Source organism: Streptomyces sp. 147326 (assembly GCF_045000215.1).
Classification (GTDB): Bacteria; Actinomycetota; Actinomycetes; order Streptomycetales; family Streptomycetaceae; genus Streptomyces.
The window spans coordinates 3,393,607-3,414,681 of record NZ_CP134201.1 but is presented as its reverse complement, the minus strand read 5'-3'; the positions used below and the strand labels follow the sequence as shown (position 1 = coordinate 3,414,681).

At 71.1% G+C, this 21,075-nt stretch carries 22 protein-coding genes; 11 read left to right on the top strand and 11 right to left on the bottom strand.

The genetic code is table 11. From position 1 onward, the window contains the following. Window positions 1–30 precede the first annotated feature (30 nt). The 3 genes from RIU97_RS14950 to RIU97_RS14940 all read left to right on the top strand — a co-directional run bounded on the left by RIU97_RS14950 (window position 31) and on the right by RIU97_RS14940 (window position 2,015). Window positions 31–834 (top strand): polysaccharide deacetylase family protein, encoded by an 804-nt coding sequence (locus RIU97_RS14950; RefSeq protein ID WP_404956988.1) that lies wholly within the window; start codon window positions 31–33, stop codon window positions 832–834. Between the two features lie 97 nt (window positions 835–931). After that, on the top strand, window positions 932–1,258 hold the full coding sequence (locus tag RIU97_RS14945) for a nuclear transport factor 2 family protein (RefSeq protein ID WP_319731155.1): 327 nt from the start codon (window positions 932–934) through the stop codon (window positions 1,256–1,258). 133 nt (window positions 1,259–1,391) lie between these two features. Next, window positions 1,392–2,015 carry a hypothetical protein gene (locus RIU97_RS14940; RefSeq protein ID WP_404956985.1) on the top strand — a complete coding sequence of 208 codons (624 nt, stop codon included), beginning with the start codon at window positions 1,392–1,394 and terminating at the stop codon, window positions 2,013–2,015. Between the two features lie 141 nt (window positions 2,016–2,156). Here the strand turns inward: RIU97_RS14940 and RIU97_RS14935 are convergent, their stop codons facing one another. The 3 genes from RIU97_RS14935 to RIU97_RS14925 form a co-directional block, all read right to left on the bottom strand. Continuing rightward, entirely contained in the window at window positions 2,157–3,443 is a 1,287-nt protein-coding gene (locus RIU97_RS14935) for an extracellular solute-binding protein (protein WP_404956983.1), read from the bottom strand. A 295-nt stretch (window positions 3,444–3,738) separates the two neighbouring features. Beyond that, window positions 3,739–4,356, bottom strand: coding sequence for an SMI1/KNR4 family protein (locus RIU97_RS14930; RefSeq protein ID WP_404956981.1), 618 nt, complete (start codon window positions 4,354–4,356; stop codon window positions 3,739–3,741). A gap of 59 nt (window positions 4,357–4,415) precedes the next feature. Continuing rightward, complete coding sequence (locus tag RIU97_RS14925; protein WP_404956979.1) at window positions 4,416–4,784, bottom strand: DUF192 domain-containing protein; 369 nt, start codon at window positions 4,782–4,784, stop codon at window positions 4,416–4,418. Window positions 4,785–5,235: 451 nt separating this feature from the next. Between RIU97_RS14925 and RIU97_RS14920 the strand changes: the two genes are divergently transcribed. Next, complete coding sequence (locus tag RIU97_RS14920; RefSeq protein WP_404956977.1) at window positions 5,236–5,994, top strand: prepilin peptidase; 759 nt, start codon at window positions 5,236–5,238, stop codon at window positions 5,992–5,994. A gap of 141 nt (window positions 5,995–6,135) precedes the next feature. Here RIU97_RS14920 and mgrA read toward each other — a convergent pair whose 3' ends face one another. Further along, window positions 6,136–7,173, bottom strand: coding sequence for an L-glyceraldehyde 3-phosphate reductase (mgrA, locus tag RIU97_RS14915; RefSeq protein WP_404956975.1), 1,038 nt, complete (start codon window positions 7,171–7,173; stop codon window positions 6,136–6,138). 127 nt (window positions 7,174–7,300) lie between these two features. Between mgrA and RIU97_RS14910 the strand changes: the two genes are divergently transcribed. From RIU97_RS14910 to RIU97_RS14885, 6 genes are all read left to right on the top strand, one after another. Further along, complete coding sequence (locus RIU97_RS14910) at window positions 7,301–8,062, top strand: isoprenyl transferase (RefSeq protein ID WP_030850457.1); 762 nt, start codon at window positions 7,301–7,303, stop codon at window positions 8,060–8,062. A 333-nt stretch (window positions 8,063–8,395) separates the two neighbouring features. Beyond that, window positions 8,396–9,712, top strand: a complete 1,317-nt coding sequence (locus RIU97_RS14905) for a PhoH family protein (protein ID WP_361769722.1) — start codon at window positions 8,396–8,398, stop codon at window positions 9,710–9,712. A 463-nt stretch (window positions 9,713–10,175) separates the two neighbouring features. Continuing rightward, window positions 10,176–10,871, top strand: a complete 696-nt coding sequence (locus RIU97_RS14900; RefSeq protein WP_404956972.1) for a transglycosylase SLT domain-containing protein — start codon at window positions 10,176–10,178, stop codon at window positions 10,869–10,871. Window positions 10,872–10,977: 106 nt separating this feature from the next. Beyond that, window positions 10,978–12,333: an AI-2E family transporter gene (locus RIU97_RS14895; RefSeq protein WP_404956970.1), complete on the top strand. Its 1,356-nt coding sequence runs from the start codon at window positions 10,978–10,980 to the stop codon at window positions 12,331–12,333. A gap of 114 nt (window positions 12,334–12,447) precedes the next feature. Next, window positions 12,448–13,134 (top strand): hypothetical protein, encoded by a 687-nt coding sequence (locus RIU97_RS14890; RefSeq protein ID WP_404956968.1) that lies wholly within the window; start codon window positions 12,448–12,450, stop codon window positions 13,132–13,134. 9 nt (window positions 13,135–13,143) lie between these two features. Then, window positions 13,144–13,851 carry a hypothetical protein gene (locus RIU97_RS14885; protein WP_404956966.1) on the top strand — a complete coding sequence of 236 codons (708 nt, stop codon included), beginning with the start codon at window positions 13,144–13,146 and terminating at the stop codon, window positions 13,849–13,851. 59 nt (window positions 13,852–13,910) lie between these two features. Here the strand turns inward: RIU97_RS14885 and RIU97_RS14880 are convergent, their stop codons facing one another. Both RIU97_RS14880 and RIU97_RS14875 read right to left on the bottom strand, forming a co-directional pair. Beyond that, a complete protein-coding gene (locus RIU97_RS14880) occupies window positions 13,911–14,447 on the bottom strand; it encodes an alkyl hydroperoxide reductase (protein WP_404956964.1) in 537 nt (178 codons plus the stop codon). Window positions 14,448–14,450: 3 nt separating this feature from the next. Then, window positions 14,451–15,005, bottom strand: a complete 555-nt coding sequence (locus RIU97_RS14875) for a peroxiredoxin (RefSeq protein WP_404956962.1) — start codon at window positions 15,003–15,005, stop codon at window positions 14,451–14,453. A 136-nt stretch (window positions 15,006–15,141) separates the two neighbouring features. On the opposite strand from RIU97_RS14875, the gene RIU97_RS14870 reads away from it, so the two are divergent. Further along, entirely contained in the window at window positions 15,142–16,089 is a 948-nt protein-coding gene (locus RIU97_RS14870) for a hydrogen peroxide-inducible genes activator (protein WP_404956960.1), read from the top strand. 81 nt (window positions 16,090–16,170) lie between these two features. Here the strand turns inward: RIU97_RS14870 and RIU97_RS14865 are convergent, their stop codons facing one another. From RIU97_RS14865 to RIU97_RS14845, 5 genes are all read right to left on the bottom strand, one after another. After that, window positions 16,171–18,522: an FtsX-like permease family protein gene (locus RIU97_RS14865; RefSeq protein WP_404956958.1), complete on the bottom strand. Its 2,352-nt coding sequence runs from the start codon at window positions 18,520–18,522 to the stop codon at window positions 16,171–16,173. Continuing rightward, window positions 18,519–19,208, bottom strand: a complete 690-nt coding sequence (locus RIU97_RS14860) for an ABC transporter ATP-binding protein (RefSeq protein ID WP_404956956.1) — start codon at window positions 19,206–19,208, stop codon at window positions 18,519–18,521. Before RIU97_RS14860 ends, RIU97_RS14865 begins: the two co-directional genes overlap by 4 nt. Continuing rightward, window positions 19,205–19,729 carry a PadR family transcriptional regulator gene (locus RIU97_RS14855; protein WP_361769738.1) on the bottom strand — a complete coding sequence of 175 codons (525 nt, stop codon included), beginning with the start codon at window positions 19,727–19,729 and terminating at the stop codon, window positions 19,205–19,207. The genes RIU97_RS14860 and RIU97_RS14855 overlap by 4 nt, the downstream gene beginning before the upstream one ends. 96 nt (window positions 19,730–19,825) lie before the next feature. Then, window positions 19,826–20,062 (bottom strand): hypothetical protein, encoded by a 237-nt coding sequence (locus RIU97_RS14850; protein ID WP_404956954.1) that lies wholly within the window; start codon window positions 20,060–20,062, stop codon window positions 19,826–19,828. Then, the gene (locus RIU97_RS14845) at window positions 20,059–20,967 is read right to left on the bottom strand and encodes an SPFH domain-containing protein (protein WP_404962843.1); all 909 of its coding nucleotides are present in this window, start codon (window positions 20,965–20,967) and stop codon (window positions 20,059–20,061) included. The genes RIU97_RS14850 and RIU97_RS14845 overlap by 4 nt, the downstream gene beginning before the upstream one ends. Between the last annotated feature and the right edge of the window lie 108 nt (window positions 20,968–21,075).

Genomic DNA, 21,075 nt, shown 5'->3' with positions numbered 1-21,075 from the left:
CTCACAAAGCGGATGGGGAGTGGACACTTCATGAGGTTCTTGACGGGAGAGAGCAAGCGGGGCATTCGGACCGGTGCCGTCGTCGTGGCCTCGGCCGCCGCCGTCGCGGCGACCGTGTGGGGGGTGGCGACCCTGGTGGAGCCGGGGAAGGCGGCCACGCAGCAGAACGTGTCCCGGCCGGCGGACACCGGTGGGGCCGCCGGGGCGCAGCCGCAGGCGATACCCGAGGACATAGCCCACGCGTCGGAGGCCGGCGGGAACGCCGTCAACATCACCATCGACGACGGCCCCGACCCCCGATGGACCCCGAAGGTGCTGGAGGTCCTCCAGCGGCACGACGTCAAGGCGACCTTCTGCATGGTCGGGCCGCAGGCCAAGGCCCACCCCGACCTCGTCAAGAAGGTGGTCGCGGCCGGTCACCGGCTCTGCGACCACACCATGGACCACGACACCGCCATGGACAAGAAGCCCGTCGCCTACCAGGAGCAGCAGATCCTGGACGCGAAGAAGCTGATCGAGGAAGCCGCGGGCAGCGGCGCGAAAGTGGAGTACTACCGGGCCCCCGGCGGCGCGTTCACCCCGGACAGCCGGCGCATCGCCGCCGCGCACGGCATGCGGCCGCTCGGCTGGAACGTCGACACGAAGGACTTCGGCAAGCCCGGCACGGCCGCCATCGTCGACGCCGTGAAGCGCGAGATCGGCAACGGTCCGACGGTGCTCTTCCACGACGGCGGCGGCAATCGCGCGCAGACCGTCGACGCCCTCGACCAGGTGCTGGACTGGCTGGGGGAGCAGGGCCGGCCGACCGGCTTCCCGGTCCGTACCGCCCCCTGACACGCCGTCCGCCCGGCGAACGGGTGAGGGTCGACCGCGCGGACCCGCCCGCGTTGTTCCCTGGTCGGACGCACGTACGCACCCTCAGGAGGCTCCTGTGGCCATCGCCCCCGGCAAACTGTCCGACCCCGCGGTCGGCGCCCTCGTCGCCGCTGTCAACGCGCACGACAAGGACGCCTTCCTGGCGCTCCTGACCCCCGACGCGACCATGTCCGACGACGGCTCCGACCGCGACCTGCACGAGTGGATCGACCGGGAGATCTTCGACTCCGGCGGCCACATGGACGTCCAGTCCGAGTCCGACGGCGGCCGCTCCCTCCTCGTCAGCTACCGCAACGACACCTGGGGCGAGATGCGCACCGCCTGGCGCTTCACCGTCACCCAGGGCGGCATGATCAGCCGTTTCGAGACCGGTCAGGCCTGAGGTCCGGCCGGCCGTCGCGCCGCCGCGGCGCGTGGGGAAGCGGAATCGACGATCCGGTGTTCCGGCCCTCCCGTACGGGTGAAAGCGGGCCCGGCGTCGTTCCGGCCCGCCGCGGGGCCCCGTTGGGCCGGGCATGAAGCGCACCCGCATCGCCGCTCTCGCCCTCGCCACCGCCGCGGCGGCCCTCGCCCCCGTCCTCGGCCAGCCGGCCACCGCCGCGGAGGCGCCGTACCTCCAGGACCCGGCGGGCGGCGAGAAGGGCATGAAGTCGATGTGGACCAAGGACGAGATGCACAAGGTGGAAGGGCAGTTCCGCTTCTACCCGGGGGTCCAGTACAAGACGGTCACCCGCCCCGGCCCCTCGGGCGCGCCGGACTACGAGCGCCAGGCAGCCGACCCCAAGACGCTGGCGTGGCTGCCCTCCTACGAGTTCGCCTGGTCGGTGTCGGACTCGACGGTGGTGAAGAAGGCGGTGACGGTCAAAGAGGGCTCGCAACCGATCGTCGTGCGCGCCGTGCTGCGGACGGCCAAGGGGGACGAGGTGGCGCAGGTGCGCAAGGAGCTGACGGGGAAGTCGGCGACCGGGCGGGAGAAGGTCGCGGGCGCCAGGCGGATCGCGTGCGACACCGGTGAGTACGCGGTGGAGTGGTCGCTCACGCGCTCGGGCTACGGGACGCTCACGGGCACGCTGCGCTGGAACTCCAGCTGCGAGCAGTACCGGACGGCGTTCGCTTCGAACCACGGACAGCAGCGCTGACGGGTGGGGTCCGGCCGCCCCGCGCACCTTGTGGGTGCTCGGCGGGCGACTGGGCCGCGGCCTTGGATCAAGTGCCGTAGTGGCCATGGTGCCGCACGGGATGCTCTGCGGCAGGAGTCGAAGGTCCCGTGTCGGGATCTTTCAGTGCTTCTTGGCGGCCTGGTTCGCCTGGGCGGCGATGTCCTCGAGGACGCCCTTCGGGTCGCCGGCCGGTTCCACGGCGCGGCCGATGTTGCGCTTGATGGTGTCGCTGACCGTCAGCCAGGCCGGGTCGTTGACCGGGTAGAGCTGGGCGCCGCGCAGCGCGTCCAGGAACTGCTGGTCGTTCTTGTCCAGACCGCCGCCGGCCGGGGTGCGCGATGCGGTGACGGTGGACGGCAGCAGGTGGTAGCGGTTGGCGAATTCCGTCAGGTTCTCGTCCTGGTAGATGAAGTCCAGGAACTTGGCGATCTCCGCGCGCTTCCCGTTCTGCCTGAAGGCCATCATCCAGTCGGCCACGCCGACGGCCGGCGGGTTCTCGCCGACCCCGAGGTTGTCCGAGACGGGCATGGCGATGGTGCCGACGCTGATGCCCTTGCCGCGCGCCTCGTGGGCCAGCGACGGGTAGCCGTTGAGCATGCCGACCTCGCCGCGCAGGAAGGCGGCGAAGGCGTCGGCGCGGTTGAGCTGGGAGGGCGGGGTGGGGCCGGTGAGACCGGGGGCGACCAGTTGCTCCTTGACCCAGCTCCACGTCTTGATGTTCTGCTCGGAGGCCAGGGCGTAGTTGCCGGCGCTGTCGGCGTAGCCGCCGCCGTTGCTCAGCTCCCAGATCATCGCCTCGGCGTGCGCCTCTTCCGGGCCGAGGGGCAGCGCGTACGGGTACGCCACGCCCTTGTCCTTGAGCGCCTTCGCGGCGGCCTTGAGGTCGGACCAGGTCTTCGGGGGTTCCTTGATGCCGGCCTTGGTGAAGAGCGCCTGGTTGTAGAAGAGGAGGCGGCTGCTCGCCACGAAGGGCAGGCCGTAGAGGGTGTTGCCGACCGAGCCGGCGTCGGCGAGCGGCTGGAGGAAATTCGCCTCACCGGTGACCGAGAGGAGTTCGTCCGCGGGATAGAGCTGACCCTGGGCGGCGAAGTCGGAGTAAGAGCCCATGAGCGCGACATCCGGCGCCTTGCCGGCCTTGACCATGCGGGAGACCTCGCGGTCGATGTCGGCCCACGGCAGGAGCTTGACGTCGACCTTGATTCCGGGATTGGCCTCGGTGAAAGCAGCCGTCATCTTGTCCCAGTAGGGCTTGGAACTGGTGGCCGGGCTGTCTCCGTATTCGGCGGCGATCAGGTGCAGCGTCCCCCCGTCACCTGCACTGTCTCCGGAGCCACCACATCCGGACAGAGGCATCAACAGGCCGAGCACGACCGTGGTGGCGGTCGTGCCGAAGATTCTTCGTCGCACGGGTGTATTCCCCTGATTTTCTTTTGAATCTCGTTGTTACTTATGAGTTGCTCCGGGCTGAGGTGTATCTGGATGTGCCCGTTGGCCGGAATTCTCTCCCGACGAAGGGGTGGTTGATTGCATTGGGGGCGCAGTTGTGGTCAATGCTCCAAGTGCGGCTTTTCCGGCTGGTGTTTTCCGATATGTGATCAGCAAATCGGACGCGCGTAGACCTGCCGAAGGGCCCGTTTCCGGTCGCGGAAACGGGCTGCGGGCAGGGTGACGCTCCGAGGGGCCCTATGGAGCCCCGGGGGTTCTAGTCGGCGAACTCGCCGGCGTACGGGTCGGGCTCGCCCGTCTCCGGGTTGCGGCCCTCCTGCCAGCGCCGCTGGGCCTTGCGCCAGTGCACGAAGCTGAGGTGGTCGCCGTCCCAGAAGGTGATGCTGACGGGGCTCACGTCGAACTCGTCGGAGCAGAGCCGGTACAGGAATTCGGCCATGCCGTACGGATGCACCGCGAAGGAGTCGGCGGTGTGGCGCCCGCAGACCAGGACCGGCCACCGGTCCGGGTCGGGGTCGGAGGTGAGCCAGCACAGGATGTCCGAGCCGCCGGTGACGCCCCAGGCGATGATCGCCTCCGGGTCCACGTCGAAGGCGGCGCGACCGCCCTCCGCCTCCCAGGCCTGCCGGGCGTTCTCGGTCTCCTCGGCCATCTCGGCCGGGTCCCACTGGAGCCCGGGCTTGGGCAGCGGCAGCAGGATGCTCGCCTCGCCGTTGATGGAGCCCGCGCCGAAACGGCCCATGAACGCGATGAAATCCGCCGGGAACCGGGTCCCCCAGGCGGCCTCGGCCGCCGGCCAGTCGATGTCCTCGTCGGCGCCGTGCGTCGCCGGCATGATCTGCTCCAGCGCCTTGATCCGCGCGTTCTCCGTCATGCCGCTCCCCTGATGCCCCAGCTCAACCGCCCCAACCTACTGCCGCGGAGGGGCGCCGCCTAGCCGCGCGTGAGACGCCCCGGTACGTCCACCTCGACGGTGGTGCCGGCCCGCAGCCCCCAGCCGGCCATGGCGCCGGCCGCCGCCTCCAGGACGTGCCGGGAGCGGAGGCGGGGCAGGCCGAGGCGGCCGGGGGGCATGGTGACCACGGCGAGCACGCGGAGGTTCCGGTCGAGGTAGGCCACGTCGATCGCGAACCGCATCCGGAAGGTGTGGACGCCGGCCGCCGGGGTCAGGAGCATGGCGCCCTCGATCCCGTCCCGGCCGAGCAGCCCCTGGGTGCGGGCCCGGTAGGAGGCGGCGACCTCCAGGGGGATGCGGGCTGCGTCGATGTGCAGGGTGCCGGTGCCGTCCTGCCAGTTCGCCATGCCGGCCAGCCTAGGGGGCGGTGCGTCGCCTGGGGCGCTGCCCCCGGACCCCCGCGCCTCAATCGCCGGCGGGGCTGAAGAGACCGCGCGGCTCAAGCGTCGGCGGGGCTGAATGATCGGGGCTCCGCCCCAGGCCCCGCGCCTCGAACGTCGGCGGGGCTGGGAGGTCGGGGTTCCGGCCCCGGGCCCCGCGCCTCAAGCGTCGGCGGGGCTGAATGATCGGGGCTCCGCCCCGGGCCCCGCGCCTCAATCGCCGGCGGGGCTGAAGATCGGGGCTCCGCCCCGGACCCCGCGCCTCAATCGCCGGCGGGGTTGGGAGGTCGGGGTTCCGGTCCCGGGCCCTGCGCCTCGAACGTCGGCGGGGTTGGGAGGTCGGGGTTCCGGTCCCGGGCCCTGCGCCTCAAGCGTCGGCGGGGCTGAATCCGGCAGCCGTCGGCGCTACCGTCGCCGCATGGGTGTCGCCCTGATCGTTCTTGCCGCCGGATACGGCGCCACCGCGGGATGGCTGCTGCCGCGGGCCGTGTACCGGTTCTCCGTCGAGCCGGGGGAGCCCTGGCGTGACCGCTGCCCGGAGGGCCACCGGGTGCGCGGCTGGCTCGGGCAGGCCAGTTGCCGGGTTCCCGTGGAGGCCCTTGCGCAGGGCCCCGTGTGCACGGCGCCGCACGCCTACGGGCGGCGCGCCGCCCCGCTCGCCGCCCTCGCCGGGGCGCTCTGCGCCGTGCTCGGGGCGGCCGTCGGGGGGCGGCCCGAGGCGGTGGTCCTGGTGGGGCTCGCCCCGGTCGTCGTGCTGCTCGCGCTCGTGGACCGCGCCGTGCACCGGCTGCCCGACGTGCTGACCCTGCCGCTCGCCGCCGCGGTCGCCGCCGGGCTCGGTGCGGCCGCCCTCCTGCCCCGCGCCGGAGGCGACTGGCGGCTCGCGCTGTCCGGCGGCGGCGCGCTCGGAGCCGCATACCTGGTGCTCCACCTGATCAACCCCGCGGGCATGGGCTTCGGCGACGTCAAGCTGGCGCTCCCGCTGGGCGTCGCTCTTGGGTGGTACGGGTGGGGGGTATGGGCGGCAGGGGCCTTCCTCGGCCTCCTCTACGGGGCCCTCTACGGGCTCTCCCTGCTGTTGCGCGGCTCCGGGAGCCGCGACCACGGCTTCGCCTTCGGCCCCTTCATGGCGGCCGGAGCACTCACCGGAGTGCTGCTGGGCGGTTTCGGAGCGTAATCGTGGCGCGCCAATGCACGCAGCATGCTTTACGAAGGGTTATGGTGGAACCCCCCCTCGGGCCGGTCCGTATCCCCCCCACGGACCGGCCCGTTTTTCGTTTCTCCGCCGTCCAACCGGGGCGCGAGACGAATGCGCAGGTCAGCCGCGCTGGGCCCAGATGTTGGTCCCGGGGGTGGACACCGCGAAGGAGTCGATCTCCTTCAACTCGGCCTCGGAGAGCGGCGCGGACGCCAGCGCGGCCACGTTCTCCTCCAGTTGCCTCACGCTGGAAGCGCCGATCAGCGCCGAGGTCATCCGGTCGTCGCGCAGCACCCACTTCAGTGCCAGCTGGGCCAGGGACTGGCCGCGGCGGACCGCGATCTCGTTCAGGCCGGCCAGCCGGCGGAGCACCTCGTCCGACAGCAGGTCCGGGTTGAGGGACTTCCCCTGCGCGGCGCGCGAGTCCGCCGGGATGCCCTTCAGGTACTTGGCGGTCAGCATCCCCTGCGCGAGCGGCGCGAAGGAGATGCACCCCATCCCGGCGTCCTCCAGGGTGTCCAGCAGCCCGTCCTTCTCCGTCCAGCGGTTGATCATGGAGTACGAGGGCTGGTGGATGAGGGGGCGCACGCCCATGTCGCGCAGGATCCGCACGGCCTCCGCGGTCTGCTCCGCCGTGTACGAGGAGACGCCCACGTACAGCGCCTTGCCCTGCTGGACCGCGGACGCGAGGGCGCCCATGGTCTCCTCGAGCGGGGTCTCCGGGTCGAAGCGGTGCGAGTAGAAGATGTCGACGTAGTCCACGCCCATCCGCTTCAGCGAGGCGTCGAGCGAGCTGAGCAGGTACTTCCGGCTGCCCCACTCGCCGTACGGGCCGGGGTGCATCAGGTACCCGGCCTTGGTCGAGAGGATCAGCTCGTCGCGGTAGGCCGCGAAGTCCTGCGCGAAGATCTTGCCGAAGTTCAGCTCGGCCGATCCGGGCGGCGGCCCGTAGTTGTTCGCCAGGTCGAAGTGGGTGACGCCGAGGTCGAAGGCGCGGCGCAGGATCGCCCGCTGGGACTCCAGGGACTTGTCGTCGCCGAAGTTGTGCCAGAGGCCGAGGGAGATCGCGGGGAGCTTGAGGCCGCTGTGGCCGGTGCGCCGGTACTCCATGGAGTCGTAGCGCGAGGGCTCTGCCCGATAGGGATTGGTATCAGTCACGTTGTCCTCCCTATCACGGACTTGTGACAGACCGAGTTGGGTACCCCATCCCGCCGCGCAGTAATGTGGCCGCCTCGGGGGAGACCGCAAATGGCACGGGGGCATTGCACGGAGGGGCTGGAAGATCGTGAAGCTGCGCGACCTGGTGTACAGGCTTTACGCACGCCGGGTGGAAGGCCGCCTCGACCATGACGCGGCGCCCAAGCACATCGGCGTCATCCTGGACGGCAACCGTCGCTGGGCGAAGGCGTCCGGAGGTACGACGGAGCAGGGCCACCAGGCCGGAGCCGACAAGATCTCCGAGATGCTCGGCTGGTGCACCGAGACGGACGTCGAGGTCGTCACCCTGTGGATGCTGTCCACCGACAACCTGGACCGGCCCGAGGTCGAGCTCCGCCCGCTGCTCAACATCATCGAGAACACCGTCCGGGGCCTCGCCGCGGACGGCCGCTGGCGCGTCCACCACGTCGGCAACCTCGACATCCTGCCCGCCGGGACGCAGACGGTGCTCAAGGAGGCCGAGCAGGCCACCCACGACGTCGACGGGATACTCGTCAACGTCGCCGTCGGCTACGGCGGCCGTCAGGAGATCGCGGACGCCGTCCGCTCGCTGCTCCTGGAGCACGCGCGGAAGGGCACCTCGTTCGAGGAGCTCGCCGAGATCCTCGACATCGACCACATCGCCGAGCACCTCTACACGCGCGGCCAGCCCGACCCGGACCTCGTGATCCGCACCAGCGGCGAGCAGCGGCTGTCCGGATTCATGCTGTGGCAGAGCGCGCACTCCGAGTACTACTTCTGCGAAGTCTTCTGGCCGGCCTTCCGCAAGGTCGACTTCCTGCGGGCCCTGCGCGACTACGCGGCCCGCCACCGGCGCTACGGCACCTGAGCCCCGCGGGCCCCCGCGAGCCGTCGCGGGCCGTCGCAGCTCCCCCTCGGCCCCCTTCCGGAACCCTTCACCAGGGATTCACCGAGCGTCCGTCATATGCCATGGCATGGCCTGGCCTGATCGGGGAATATCCCTTTCAGGTCGATGCCCGATCCACGGGTGTCGAGTCTCAGCGGACGGCATGGGGTCGTCCGCCCGGGAGGCCCTTTGCACCAGGACGCACGTGCGGTTCGCACGGACGAAGTGGGAGGGCCGGAAATCGGCCCCGGCATGGGTGCCGATGACCGGTCCGGTCTTCATGGCCCGACCTCTTCCGAGGGGGTACGTCCTTCCGTGGTGACCAGCACAAAGCGCCGCCTGCCCGACAGGCGGACCTACGTCCTCGACACCAGCGTCCTGCTGGCAGACCCCAACGCGATCTCCCGCTTCGACGAGCACGAGGTCGTGCTCCCGATCGTGGTGATCACCGAGCTGGAGGCAAAGAGGCACCATCCCGAACTCGGCTACTTCGCGCGCCAGGCCCTGCGCCTGCTCGACGACTTCCGGGTCCGGAACGGTCGCCTCGACGCCCCCATCCCGCTGGGCGATCTGGGCGGCACCCTGCGTGTCGAGCTCAACCACTCCGACCCGGGCGTCCTGCCCGCCGGCTTCCGACTGGGGGACAACGACTCGCGGATCCTCGCCGTCGCCCGCAATCTGCAGGCCGAGGGCTACGACGTCACGGTGGTCTCGAAGGATCTCCCGCTGCGCATCAAGGCCTCCTCCGTGGGGCTGATCGCGGAGGAGTACCGGGCAGAGCTCGCGATCACCGATGCCGGCTGGACGGGCATGAGCGAGGTCGCCCTCTCCGGAGAGCAGGTCGACCTCCTCTACTCGGAGGAGCGGCTCTACGTGCCGGAGGTCGCCGAACTGCCCGTGCACACCGGACTGGTCCTGCAGTCCGAGCGCGGCAAGGCGCTCGGCCGGGTCACCGCGGACGGCAACGTGAAGCTCGTACGGGGCGACCGCGAGGCCTTCGGGCTGCACGGCCGCAGCGCCGAGCAGCGCATCGCGCTGGACCTCCTCCTCGATCCCGAGATCGGGATCATCTCGATGGGCGGCCGGGCCGGCACCGGAAAGTCCGCGCTGGCCCTGTGCGCCGGCCTGGAGGCGGTGCTGGAGCGGAGGCAGCATCAGAAGGTGATGGTCTTCCGGCCGCTGTACGCGGTGGGCGGCCAGGACCTCGGCTACCTGCCCGGGGACGCCTCCGAGAAGATGAGCCCCTGGGCGCAGGCGGTCTTCGACACCCTCTCGGCGGTCGCCGGGCGCGAGGTCATCGAGGAGGTGCTGAACCGCGGGATGCTGGAGGTCCTGCCGCTCACCCACATCCGCGGCCGTTCGCTGCACGACGCCTTCGTGATCGTGGACGAGGCGCAGTCGCTGGAGCGGAACGTCCTGCTGACCGTTCTGTCCCGGATCGGGGCGAATTCGCGGGTCGTTCTGACCCACGACGTGGCCCAGCGCGACAACCTGCGGGTCGGCCGGTACGACGGAGTCGTCGCCGTGGTCGAGAAGTTGAAGGGGCATCCGCTCTTCGCGCACGTCACCCTCACGCGGTCCGAGCGCTCCCCGATCGCCGCACTGGTCACCGAGATGCTCGAAACCCTCTGACCCCGGCGGCCCCCTTCCGGGCAGTCGAAACGGTCAAAAACCACATAGCGGGAAGGTGAGTTGGCGCCGCCCGGCAAAGGCCCGAGAGCCTAGCCGGGCGGCGTCGTGCTGCACAGCCCTTTGGTGAAATCGACGGCGACATGCCAGGTGTGACCTTTCCCACGCAACGGAGAATTGCCTTGCGGTGTCGCGTTCCGGCAGAGTCTGGTTTCCGTCAGGCCCCGCATACGGCACTCCCCCAGACTTCGTCCGGGGGGACCCCCAGTACCTCCCGTGAGGTACGACGCAGCACCACAACTCCACAGTCGAATGCCGTATGCCGCCCGGAGTTTCACGGAGCAGCCCCCGCGAGGGAGTTGCCCACGGGCCCGCGCCTCCAGTGACCGTAGAACCACGGAGGCCAGAGTCGAGGGGCACTTTTGCGCCCGCGCGGTCACTGCGGACGCTGCTGGAAGGACACCGTGTGAGCCGGATCTCGGTCCGGGGGTTCGCCGTGGCTTCGGCCACCGCGGTCACCACCGTCGGCGCAGTCGTGGGCGTTGCCACCGGCGACCCCACGAACGATCTCGAGACGACCGCTTCCGGCGCGACTCTCCTTGCCGAAATCCCGGTCGGCGATCAGGCGCAGGTCCAGAGCGCGTCCCTGACGCAGCAGGCCGACACCATCGCCCACGCCGCCGACGCCGACGCCAAGCGCTCGGCCGAGGAGGCCGCACGCCTGCAGGCCGCCGAGGACGCCAAGGCGAAGAAGGCCGAAGCGCAGAAGGCCGCCGACGAGAAGGCGAAGAAGGAACGCGAGGCGAAGGAAGAGGTCGCCAGCCGCTCCGCCGCCCGCGACGCCGGCGACTTCGCCCCCCAGAGCTCCTACACGGTCGCCCAGGTCAAGGCCATCGCCCAGCAGATGGTCCCGGCCGGCCAGTTCCAGTGCTTCTCGAACATCATCAACCAGGAATCCACCTGGAACTACAAGGCCGTGAACTCGTCCTCGGGCGCCTACGGTCTGGTCCAGGCGCTGCCCGGTTCGAAGATGGCCTCGGCCGGCGCGGACTGGCGCACGAACCCCGCCACGCAGATCAAGTGGGGCCTGAACTACATGAACGTCCGCTACGGCAGCCCCTGCGGCGCGTGGAGCTTCCACCAGGCCAACGGCTGGTACTAGAAGCACGCTCAACCTCGGGGAGCCCCGCACCGTCCTACGGTGCGGGGCTCCCCGCGTGTACGGTCTCGTGGTGTGCCCGTAGACGGGGGCGGGGGAAGGAAGTGACATGGCGAAGCGGGAAGGCTGGCTCGGCCGGCTCGGGAACAAGCTGAACCGGATGGAGGCGCGGCTCAACGAGCGGCGCGCCGAGGTCGAGGCCGAGACCATCGGGGACCCGCGGGGTGCCGCCGCGTCCGCGCCGGCGGAGCCCGAGCCGCCCGCCACCGCGCCGCCCGTTGCCGACCCGCCGCACCCGGCCCCGCCGGCCGTCCCCGAGCGCCCCGACCCGGCGAGCGTGGTCCCGTGGGGGATGCGCGTCGCCGCCGAGGCCAGCTGGCGGCTGCTGCTCCTCGCCGGGATGCTCTGGGTGCTGATGAAGGTGATCAGCGAAGTCCGCCTGGTCGTCCTCGCCTTCGCCGCCGCGATGCTCGTCACCGCGATGCTCCAGCCCTTCGTCGTCCGGCTGCGCCGGCTGGGCCTGCCGCGGGGGCTGGCCACGGCCGTCACGGCGATCCTCGGCTTCGTGGTCATCGGGCTCGTCGGCTGGTTCGTGGTCTGGCAGGTCATGGAGAACCTCGACGACCTCTCCGACCGGGTCCGCGACGGCATCAACGAGCTCAAGCTCTGGGCACTGGACAGTCCGTTCCACGTGACCGAGAAGCAGATCAACGACATCGCGAAGAACCTCAGCGAGACCATCGGCACGAACACCGAGCAGATCACCTCCGCCGGCCTGCAAGGCGTGACGGTCCTCGTCGAGGTCCTCACCGGCATACTGCTCGCGATGTTCTCGACGCTCTTCCTGCTCTACGACGGCAAGCGCATCTGGAACTGGGCCCTGGGCCTCGTCCCGTCCGCCGCCCGGGCCGGTGTCGCCGGGGCCGGTCCGCGGGCCTGGCGCACGCTGACCGCGTACGTGCGCGGCACGGTCATCGTCGCCCTCATCGACGCCATCTTCATCGGCCTCGGCATCTACTTCCTGGACGTGCCGATGGCGGTGCCGCTGGCCGTCTTCATCTTCCTCTTCGCCTTCATCCCGCTGGTCGGCGCAGTGGTCTCGGGCGCCCTCGCGGTGGTCGTGGCGCTCGTGACCCAGGGCGTGTTCACCGCCCTGATGGTGCTGCTCGTGGTGCTGGCGGTGCAGCAGATCGAGGGGCACGTGCTGCAGCCCTTCATCCTCGGCCGGGCGGTACGGGTGCACCCGCTCGCGGTGGTGCTCGCGGTGGCCGCCGGCGGCATGATCGCGGGCATCGGCGGTGCGGTGGTCGCCGTTCCGCTGGTGGCGGTCACCAACACGGTGGTCGGATACCTGAGGGCGTACTCGCGCGAGCAGCTCCGCCACGGAGCCGGCATGGTCGGTCCGGCCCCGCACGGCTCGACGGCCCTGGGCGTCGTACCCGACAGCGAGGACCGCAAGTCCTAGCCCGAATCGATCGATTCGCCCCTGCCCCGACGTCGAGGAGGTCAGGGCTGCAATGATCAACGACGCGCGCATGCCGGTGGCGGCGCTCAGGACTTGGGACTGCAGGGGGCGGACATGATCACCGATCCGGAGCTCGACGCGGAGTGGGACACGGCGGAGCCGGCGGAGGTGGCGGAGCCGCTCGCGCCGCGCGAGCGCGCGGCGGCGGGCACTTCGCGGCCGTGGCTGTGGGCGCTGGGCGGGGTGGTGGCGGCGTCGGCGGTGTGGGCCGGCGGGCTGTACGCCCTCGGGGACCGGCCGGCGGCGCCGACGCTCTCGTACCGGGCGACGGAGAACCTGTGCGAGGACTTCAAGGCTCAGACGCTGGGCGGGCTGGCCGGAGACCTGCACAAGAAGAGACCGATGAACCAGGAGAGCGACCACCCTGCCGTGTACGGGGCAGCGTGCGTGAGGAACAACGTCGATGGCATGCCGGACTTCATCGTGACCGCGCGGGTCGACCTGCACAAGAAGGTCGACCCCTCGACCGAGTTCGAGGTGCCGCCGCTCAGGGCGATGGCCGACACCGGCGACGTGCGCAGGGAAGCGGTGCCGGACCTCGGTGAGGATGCCGTCATGATCGTGTCCGCCTCTGGTCAGCTGCAGGAGCTCAAGGTGCTGGACGGCGCTGCGGTGTTCACCGTCGAAGTGTGGGCCGGCACCTACGCGGAGAAGAACGACCGACCCGCCACTGACGCCACCGCGGTCCAGGCGGCGATGATCGAGGACATGCGCGAGCTCATGGTGGCGCTGAAGAACTAGGGGGACGGGATGATCACAGAGCCCGAGTTAGACGGGGAGTGGGAGTCGGCGCGGCCGGCCGAGGTCGCGCAGGACACCGTGGTGCACGAGGCGAGGGGGCCCCGCCGGCCGTGGTGGCCGGTGCTGGTGGCCGTGGTGGCCACCTCCGCGCTGTGGGCGGGCGGGGTGTACGCCTACGGGGACCGGCTGAAGGAGCCGGAGATCCGCTACCGGGTCACGGAGAACCTGTGCGACCAGTTCAAGGCGCCGGCCCTGGCCGGGGGGCTGGGCGGGTTCACGGACTCCGCCCCGCAGAAGGGCGGCCGGCATCCGGCCATGGACTGGGCTTCGTGCAGCCACAACGGTGACCGTTCGGTGGCCGCCGGGGGGTTCTTCGTCGCCGCGGTGGTGGAGCTGCACAAGAAGACGGATCCGGCGCCCGAGTTCGAGCTCGGCTCCCGGTACGACCGGGTGCTCGGCGAAGGCGTTGCCGACCACTGGGAGTCGGTCCCCGGTCTGGGGGAGCAGGCTCTCCTCAGTACCCCCGGTGCCGCCGACGGCCTCCAGCTGAGGGTCCGTGACGGTGGCGCGGTGTTCACCTTCGAGGTGATGTTCTACGACCGGACCGAGGACGATCCGGACCCGCAGGCGAGGCTCTTGGCACGGCCCGGCCGGGACACGCTGGCAGCGGCGGCGGTCGAGGACGCGCGGGCGCTGATGGCCGCACTGAGGAAGTGAACGCGCAGGGCCCCCGCGGCCGGAGACGGCTGCGGGGGCCCTGACGGTCGTACGCGTGCCTACTCGGCGGCGAGGGCGGCCTCGGCGTCGAGGGTGACGGCGACGGCCTGGATCACCGAGGCGATCTTGAAGGCCTCCTGGATCGTCTCGCGGTCGACGCCGGCCTTGCGCAGGACCTGCTCGTGCGAGTCCAGGCACTGACCGCAGCCGTTGATCGCGGAGACCGCGAGCGACCACAGCTCGAAGTCGACCTTCTCCACGCCCGGGTTGCCGATGACGTTCATCCGCAGGCCGGCGCGCAGCGTGCCGTACTCCGGGTCGGAGAGCAGGTGCCGCGTGCGGTAGAAGACGTTGTTCATCGCCATGACCGCGGCGGCGGACTTGGCGGCGGTGTACGCCTCCGGGGAGAGGTTCGCCTTCGCCTCGGGCTCCAGCTCACGCAGGACGCGCGGGGAGCGGGCGGCGATCGCGCAGGACAGGACGGTGCCCCACAGCTGCTGCTGCGGGAGGTCGCTGTTGCCGATGACCGAACCGAGGTTCAGCTTCAGGTCCTTGGCGAAGTCCGGTACGGCCGACTTCAGGGCGTCCAGGGACATCCGTCACTCACCGGCCAGCAGCGCGCCGGCGTCGATGGTGGCCTCGCCCTTGTTCCAGTTGCAGGGGCACAGCTCGTCGGTCTGCAGGGCGTCGAGGACCCGCAGGACCTCCTTGGGGTTACGGCCCACGGAACCGGCGGTCACCATCGAGAACTGGATCTCGTTGTTCGGGTCCACGATGAAGACGGCGCGCATCGGGAGGCCGTCCTCGCCGAGGATGCCGAGCTCGGCCGACAGCTCGCGCTTGATGTCGGACAGCATCGGGAAGGGCAGGTCACGCAGGTCGGCGTGGTCCTTGCGCCAGGCGTGGTGGACGTACTCGGAGTCCAGCGAGAAGCCGAGGACCTGCGCGTCGCGGTCGGCGAACTCGTCGTTCAGCTTGCCGAAGGCGGCGATTTCGGTCGGGCACACGAAGGTGAAGTCGAGCGGCCAGGCGAAGACGACCTTCCACTTGCCTTCGTAGGTCTTGTGGTCGATCTGCGCGAACTCAGCTCCGGCCTCGAGCGAGACACAGGCGGTCAGGTCGAAGGCCGGGAACTTGTCACCAACAGTGAGCACGCGCTCTCCTTGAGAATAGGAAAATAGCCCCTTTTGGGGGTTTTCCGAGGGGGTTGGACGTATCTCACATGCTGACACACCTGCATTGATTGCAGAAATAGCTAGTCTTGTGGTGGGTGATCGGAGGTACCTATCAGTGGCCGTGGGTAACAGGGGAGCGAAGCAGCCGACCCTCGCACAGTTGCGCGCCTTCGCGGCCGTCGCCGAGCACCTGCACTTCCGGGACGCCGCCGCGGCCATCGGGATGAGCCAGCCGGCGCTCTCCGGAGCCGTCTCCGCGCTGGAGGAGGCCCTCGGCGTGCAGCTGCTGGAGCGCACCACCCGCAAGGTGCTGCTCTCCCCGGCGGGCGAGCGGATCGCGGCCCGGGCGCAGGTGGTGCTCGACGCGGTGGGCGGGCTGCTGGAGGAGGCCGAGGCGGTACGGGCCCCCTTCACCGGGATCCTGCGGTTCGGGGTGATCCCCACGGTGGCCCCGTACCTGCTGCCGACCGTGCTCGGGCTCTTCCACCGGCGCTACCCCCGGATGGACCTCCAGGTGCACGAGGAGCAGACCGCGACCCTGCTGGAGGGGCTGGCCACCGGACGCCTGGACCTGCTCCTGCTGGCGGTGCCGCTGGGGGTCCCCGGGGTCACCGAACTGCCCGTTTTCGACGAGGACTTCGTCCTGCTCGCGCCCAGGGAGCACGCGCTGGCCGGGCGCCGGGACATCCCGCTGGAGGAACTGCGGGGACTGCAGCTGCTGTTGCTGGACGAAGGGCACTGCCTGCGGGACCAGGCCCTCGACATCTGCCGGGAGGCGGGGCGCACCACCGGGGCGGACGTGACGACGACCGCCGCGGGGCTCTCCACCCTCGTCCAGCTGGTCGCCGGGGGGCTCGGCGTGACGCTGCTGCCGCGCACCGCCCTGCGCCTGGAGACCGCCCGCAACGAGTACCTGTCCACCGGGTACTTCGCCGAGCCCGCGCCCTCGCGGCGCATCGCCCTGGCCATGCGCACCGGGACCGCCCGCCAGGAGGAGTTCCGGACGATCGCCGCCGCGCTGCGCGAAGCCGTACGCCCGCTCCCGGTGTGGCCCACCGACTAGGGGGAGCCGCGGGCGCCACCGGGAACGGGCGTACGGGTCAGGGGCGTACGGGTCAGGGGCGGCGTCAGGCGCGTACGGGGGTCACTCCGTGCGCAGGCCGTCCGGGCGCATCAGCCGCAGCAGCGGCGGCAGGCTGAGCAGGGTCACCACGACCACCACACCCGCGCCGGCCGCCGTCATCCCGAGCACCGACGCCCAGTCGATCCGGACCGGCTGGGCGGCCATGCTCATCAGGACGGCGCCCAGCCCCACGCCCGCCCCGGCCGCCAGCACCAGGCCCAGCACGATCGGCACGGCCGTCTGCCACAGCACCGACAGGCTCAGCGTGGAGCGCTTGGTGCCGAAGGCGACCAGGGAGGAGAGCAGCCGCCGGCGCTCGCGCAACTGCTCCAGCTGGGAGACGAGCAGGCTTGCGCCGATCAGGACCAGTACGGCGGTGGCGCCGAAGAACAGCCCCGTGCGGATCGAGGAGTAGCCGGCGGCTTCCGTGGTGTGCCGCAGCGTCATCGCCGTGGCGAACGGGTCCGCCTTGAAGACGGCGGTGCGCGCCCGGTCCAGGGGGTCCGGACCGGACTCGTCGACCTGGACGAAGATCCGCGCGTCCGGGAATGCACCGATCTCCTTCGGCGCGGCCGACGGGGTCACCAGCAGGCCGCTGCGCAGCTGCCCGGTGGGGTCCTCCCGGCTGGGGACCGTGCGGGCGTCCGCCGGGACCTTCCACTTCGCCGGACCGGGCCGGTCGGCCGTCCCGGACCCGTAGCCCCTGACGTTGCCGACGAACAGCTCGTCGCCGGGCTTCGCCGTGGCCCCGTAGACGTCCTCCGACGTGGAGCCGGTCAGGACGAAGGCGTCGCCGTCCTTGCAGGAGTCGAGTGTCGCGACCTCGCCGAGCGCGTCGCAGGTGCCGATGGTCACCTGGACCGTCTCCTCCGCCGCGGGCACCTGGTGGGCGGCCTGAGCGGAGGTCAGCGGGACGGCGCGGGTGACGCCCGGCACGGCGGAGATCCGCTGCGCGAGGTCGTCCATGCGCGTCTCCGCATCGCGGTTCACCATGACCGCGACGGCGGCCCTGCCGGGATCCTGGCCGGTCGACTTGGTGTAGTCGCCCTCGACGCCCGCGAAGAGCATCTGGAGGGCGATGGCGCCCGCGACGGCCACGGCGATGCCGTTGACCAGGCGGGCGGCCGCGCCGCTGTTGACCTGGAGCCGGCGCACGGCCAGCTGCCAGGAGACCGGGCCGGCGGACATCCTCGCGACGAGACGTTCCAGCAGCCAGGGGAGCAGCACGGTGATCCCGACCAGCAGCAGCACCACGCCTCCGGCGACCTGCCACTGGTTGAACCTGCCGTGGTCGTTGCCGCGGCCGCCCATGGGCACGAGCAGAGCGAGCCCGACCAGCGGGAGCAGCAGCCGCCACCAGATCCGGCGCCGGGAGGGCTTGGCCGTACGGACGACGCCCAGCGGCTCGATGACCACACCGCGCAGCGCGAACAGGGTCACGGCCACCGCCGCCGCGGGCACCGCGAGGGCGACCAGGACGGCGAGCCAGGGCGCCGGGTCGAGGTCGGCGGGGAAGACGCTGCGCTGCTGGAGGCTGACGCTGCCGACCAGGGAGCGGCCGACGGCGAAGAAGCCGGTGCCCAGCACCAGTCCGACCAGAGAGCCGGCCAGTGCCTCGCCGGCCGCGATCCGGCGCACCATCCTGCTGTCGGCGCCGACCAGCCGCAGCGCGGCGAGCCGCCGGTCGCGCCGCTCCCCGCCGAAGCGGACGGCGGTGGCGATGAACACGGCGACGGGCATCAGCAGGGCGACGAACGTCAGGACGACCATCAGCATGAGCACGGGGTCGAGGCCCTCGCGCTCCGCGTCGTAGCCGAAGGTGGTGACGCGCTCGACGCGGTAGTCCTCGGGGCCGTTCTTCCGGAGGGTGTCGCTGCCCAGGTAGAAGATCAGTTCGCCGGGGCCGACCAGCCCCGGGGCGCCGACGATCTCACTGACCCGCGCGTCGAGCCGCTCGCGCAGCAGGGCGCCGTCGGAGGAGTTCAGCAACGCGTCGAGGGCGGGGGAGAGGGCCATCTCGCCCGGGCCGGGGATCCGCTTCAGACCGGGCGGCAGCGGGGCGTGGGGGCCCTCGGCCCGGACCACGTGCCCCTCGATGTCCTTGCGCTGGTACGTCTGGCCGATGCGGGCGATCAGCAGGGTGTCGGGCCCGGGGGCGTCGGCCCGCTCGGAGCTCATCGTCGACCGTGCGTCGCCGCGCTCGTACCGCGCGGCGAGGGCGCCGGGGATCGCGGTGCTGATCAGCAGCAGCGCGACGCCGAGACCGACACCGACACCGGTGAGCAGGGTGCGGATCCATCCCTCGCGGCCGCCGCCGAAGGCGAAGCGGGTGCCCATGCCGAGATCGCGGGCCCAGACCTGGAGCCGGCTCATACGAGCCGCTCCATGTCGCGGGACTTCCCGTCGCGCACGACGATCTCACGGTCGGAGTAGGCGGCCACGCGCGTCTCGTGGGTGACGAGCACGACGGCGGCGTTCGCGGAGCGGGCGGTCTCCGTGAGCAGCTGCATGACGAGTTCGCCGTTGAGGGAGTCGAGGGCTCCGGTGGGCTCGTCGGCGAAGATCACCCGGGGGCGGGTGACCAGGGCGCGGGCGACGGCCACGCGCTGCCCCTGACCGCCGGATATCTCGCCGGGCCGCTTGGCCCCGAGGTCCTCGACCTGGAGCTGCTCCATCCAGTGCAGGGCGGTGCGTTCGGCCTCCTTGCGCTTGACGCCGGTCAGGCGCAGCGGGAGGGCGACGTTCTCCACGCAGGTCAACTCCGGTACGAGCTGGCCGAACTGGAAGACGAAGCCGAACTCGGTGCGGCGCAGCTCGCTGCGCTCGGCATCGCTCATGGAGGTGAGCTCGCGTCCGGCGTAGGTGATGGAGCCCGAGTCGGGAGGGACGATGCCCGCGAGGCAGTGCAGCAGCGTCGACTTGCCGGAGCCCGAGGGGCCCATGACGGCGACGACCTCGCCGGGGTGGATGGAGAACTCGGCGCCGTCGAGGGCCTTGGTGGTTCCGAACGCCTTGCGCAGGTCCGTCGCGGCGAGGAGGGAGCCGGCCGGGGTCATCATCGGCGGACCTCCCGCGCGAGCTGGTCGAGGCGGGCCGCGGTGAGCTCCAGCCACCGCAGGTCCGCCTCCAGGTGGAAGAGGGCGTGGTCGCAGACGAGCTGGTCGGCTATGTCGCCCTTGCGCTTGCGCTGGGTGAGGATGCGCATGAGGCGCAGGTGCTCGGCGCGCTGGGTGTCCAGCAGCTCGTCGGCGCGGCGGCCGGTGAGCAGGGCGAGGACGACCTTGGTGTAGAGGGTGGAGTGGAGGTAGGGCTCGGGCTTCTCGGGCTGGGAGAGCCAGGCCTCGACGTCGGTGATCCCGGCGTCGGTGATGGCGTACCGCTTGCGTTCGGGCCCGCCGCCGCTCTCTATGCCGTCGACCTCGACGAGGCCGTTCTTCAGGAGGCGGGACATGGTCGAGTAGACCTGCCCGTAGGCGAGGGGGCGGTCGTGACCGAATTTCTCGTCGAAGGCGCGCTTGAGGTCGTAGCCGTGGCGCGGGCCGGCCTCGAGGAGGCCCAGGAGCGTGTGACCGATGGACATGACGGCGACTCTACACCGTGTGTATACGCGGAGTGTATAGAGGGAGGGGAGGCGGGGGCCGGACCGCGCCGAGCGCGGTCCGGCCCCTGGACGTGGTCAGTCCGCGGACTTCGGGGGCCGGCCCCGGCGGGGGATGGGGCCGGGGCTGGAGGGGAGGCGGCCGGCCTCGGCGAGGGCGCGGCGGAGCAGGAACTCGATCTGCGCGTTCGCGCTGCGCAGCTCCTCGCCGGCCCAGCGGGCCAGCGCCTCGTACACCTGCGGATCGAGCCGCAGCAGTACCTGCTTGCGCGCCTGCCGGCCCGCTGCCGGGCTCTGCTCGCCGCCGGGGGTCACTGGTAGAGGGTTCCCGTGTTGACCACCGGCTGGGCCGCGCGGTCACCGCACAGGACGACCATCAGGTTCGAGACCATGGCCGCCTTGCGCTCCGGATCCAGGTCCACGATGTCCTGCTCCGCCAGACGGGTCAGCGCCAGCTCGACCATGCCCACCGCACCCTCCACGATCTGCTTGCGTGCCGCCACGACCGCGCCCGCCTGCTGGCGCTGGAGCATCGCGGAGGCGATCTCCGGAGCGTACGCGAGATGCGTGAAGCGGGACTCGATGATGTGCACGCCGGCCGCCTCGACGCGCGCGTGCAGTTCGACCGCCAGCTTCTCGGTGATCTCCTCGGCGTTCCCGCGCAGCGACAGGCCGCCCTCCTCGTGCGAGTCGTAGGGGTACTCGATCGCGATGTGCCGGACCGCCGCCTCGGTCTGGGTCTCGACGAACTCCGTGAAGTCATCGACCTCGAAGACGGCCCGCGCGGTGTCCTCGACCCGCCACACCACGACCGCCGCCAGCTCGATCGGGTTGCCGTAGGCGTCGTTGACCTTCAGGACGGCCGTCTCGTGGTTGCGCACCCGGGTGGAGATCTTCTCGCGCGAGGTGAGCGGGTTGACCCAGCGCAGTCCGTCGGCGCGGATCGTGCCCCGGTAGCGGCCGAAGAGCTGCACGACCCGGGCCTCGCCCGGCGCCACCGTGTTCAGGCCGCTCATCGCTATGACGGAGCCGAGGATCGTGAGGACGCCGAGGGCGATCAGCGCCGCCTTGGCCGCGACGGCCGTCGCCGCCGCGCCCGCCGCGATGAGGCCCCCGCCCGCCAACAGGCCCGCCAGTCCGAGGAGTAGGGCCAGACCGCCACCCACGCTGCGCGCGGTGAACTCCCGTACCCCGTCCGGTGTGGCGATTTGGTTCGTCATCATTTGCCCCGTTTCTGTGGTCACGGCCGCTCGGACCGCCTAGCAAATTGATATCACTTTTTTGCGTTGCGGCAACCCTTCGGCTTAGGTGAGCGTCGGTTCCAGTGA

What these genes read in the sequence shown, in the direction of transcription:
- RIU97_RS14930 (WP_404956981.1), bottom strand. Translation starts at nt 4,356, where the DNA reads ATGACGGAGAACGCGCGGATCAAGGCGCTGGAGCAGATCATGCCGGCG.
- RIU97_RS14880 (WP_404956964.1), bottom strand. Translation starts at nt 14,447, where the DNA reads ATGTCCCTGGACGCCCTGAAGTCGGCCGTACCGGACTTCGCCAAGGAC.
- RIU97_RS14885 (WP_404956966.1), top strand. Translation starts at nt 13,144, where the DNA reads ATGATCACAGAGCCCGAGTTAGACGGGGAGTGGGAGTCGGCGCGGCCG.
- RIU97_RS14855 (WP_361769738.1), bottom strand. Translation starts at nt 19,729, where the DNA reads ATGTCCATCGGTCACACGCTCCTGGGCCTCCTCGAGGCCGGCCCGCGC.
- RIU97_RS14860 (WP_404956956.1), bottom strand. Translation starts at nt 19,208, where the DNA reads ATGATGACCCCGGCCGGCTCCCTCCTCGCCGCGACGGACCTGCGCAAG.
- RIU97_RS14865 (WP_404956958.1), bottom strand. Translation starts at nt 18,522, where the DNA reads ATGAGCCGGCTCCAGGTCTGGGCCCGCGATCTCGGCATGGGCACCCGC.
- RIU97_RS14925 (WP_404956979.1), bottom strand. Translation starts at nt 4,784, where the DNA reads ATGGCGAACTGGCAGGACGGCACCGGCACCCTGCACATCGACGCAGCC.
- RIU97_RS14895 (WP_404956970.1), top strand. Translation starts at nt 10,978, where the DNA reads ATGGCGAAGCGGGAAGGCTGGCTCGGCCGGCTCGGGAACAAGCTGAAC.
- RIU97_RS14920 (WP_404956977.1), top strand. Translation starts at nt 5,236, where the DNA reads ATGGGTGTCGCCCTGATCGTTCTTGCCGCCGGATACGGCGCCACCGCG.
- RIU97_RS14845 (WP_404962843.1), bottom strand. Translation starts at nt 20,967, where the DNA reads ATGACGAACCAAATCGCCACACCGGACGGGGTACGGGAGTTCACCGCG.
- RIU97_RS14890 (WP_404956968.1), top strand. Translation starts at nt 12,448, where the DNA reads ATGATCACCGATCCGGAGCTCGACGCGGAGTGGGACACGGCGGAGCCG.
- RIU97_RS14940 (WP_404956985.1), top strand. Translation starts at nt 1,392, where the DNA reads ATGAAGCGCACCCGCATCGCCGCTCTCGCCCTCGCCACCGCCGCGGCG.
- RIU97_RS14950 (WP_404956988.1), top strand. Translation starts at nt 31, where the DNA reads ATGAGGTTCTTGACGGGAGAGAGCAAGCGGGGCATTCGGACCGGTGCC.